Here is a 1377-nt window from a genome sequence, read left to right as displayed (position 1 = left end):
CGGGCCATGTGTGGATGCCCCCGGTTTTGCAAGAAGTTTCTGAGCGATTGTCGTCGTTGATTGCGGTCGTGTGTCAGGCCTCTGATTGCGGCTTTTTACACGCCGCGGGCCGGTATGGTCTGTTCGCCGACCAGGTCCAAATCAGTTGGCCGTGATCTATGTCACCGGGCCCGAAGCTGGTTTTCCTGATCGAGAATTCATCAATCGACACCCATCTCTCATCGCACTTCTTACATCCAGGGCAGAATAACCTCTACCCTGTATTCTATACTGGCTTCGCCGCGGTCGCGTTGTAGATTTTGCCCCTCGTCAGCATTGCCCAGATCTGGCGCGCCATTTTGTTTGCCAGGGCAACTGCGGCCAACATACGCGGTTTTCTCTCCAGTTTGGAAATGATCCATGGATCACTGGTCCCTCTGCGCCCCGCACTGCCGATCCGGCTCATCGCCCCGATGATGAGTAAGCGCCTTATATCTTTCTGCCCCATCTTCGTCGTACGCCCAAGCCGGGCTTTGCCACCTGACGAATGTTGCCGTGGTACCAGCCCAAGCCAGGCTGAGAAACTGCGGCCGTTTTCAAAGCAGGACATGTCAGGTGCAAAAGCTTCAATCACCATGGCAGCAATTGGTCCAACCCCTGGCATCGTTCGCAATAGTTGCACTCGGGCGTTGCGCTTTCCATAGGCTTCAATCTTGCGGGTCAAGTCATCAATGTACAATGAAAGACTATCAATACGATCAAAATGTTGTCGTGCCAGACTTCTGGCCAGTGCAGGAAGGTCGGCATCGGTCGCGTCTACCATCGCCTGTAGTTTGCCGAGGTTGCGCGTTTTCGCTGGCGCAATGAGGCCAAACTCCGCCATATGCCCGCGCAAAGCATTGATCGTATCAGTCCGCTGGCTGACGAGCTGATCGCGGGTGCGTACCAGCATCGTCAGGGCCTGCTCATCAGCAGATTTCGGTTCAACAAAACTCATACTGGGCCGCAGAGCGGCTTCTACAATCGCTTCAGCGTCAGCTGCATCGTTCTTTTGCCGTTTAACAAATGGCTTCACATAAATTGGGGGCAACAGGCGCACATCATGGCCTGCTTCAGAAAGAACACGAGCCCAATAGTGCGACGTTGAGCAGGCTTCCATCGCTACCAGACAAGGAGCGTGTGAAAGCATGAACCTCTGAAACTGGGTTCGGGTCAGTTTTTTCCGGAACAAAACCGCTCCATCGCATGTGGCCCCGTGTAGCTGAAACACGCTCTTTGCAAGATCAACTCCGATAATGGTATTGTCGTCCATGGATGCTTTCTCCCTATGGTGGTGGCGTTACAGCACCACATTGGCACATTGCGATGCCGTTCGTGGAGGGGGCATCCACCCCATCA

The 1377-nt window shown here is 54.2% G+C and carries 1 protein-coding gene; it reads right to left on the bottom strand.

The features are described from left to right. Positions 1–265 precede the first annotated feature (265 nt). Positions 266–1291: an IS110 family transposase gene (locus Q1B13_RS26780; RefSeq protein ID WP_298934700.1), complete on the bottom strand. Its 1026-nt coding sequence runs from the start codon at positions 1289–1291 to the stop codon at positions 266–268. Positions 1292–1377 lie beyond the last annotated feature (86 nt).

The organism is uncultured Ruegeria sp., assembly GCF_947489545.1.
In the GTDB taxonomy this organism is placed as follows: domain Bacteria; phylum Pseudomonadota; class Alphaproteobacteria; order Rhodobacterales; family Rhodobacteraceae; genus Ruegeria.
Note: the sequence above shows the minus strand (reverse complement) of the source record. Positions and strands in the feature narration are given on the sequence as shown.

Excerpts from the sequence above, each read along its gene's own strand:
- Q1B13_RS26780 (WP_298934700.1), bottom strand. The coding sequence starts at position 1,291 with ATGGACGACAATACCATTATCGGAGTTGATCTTGCAAAGAGCGTGTTT.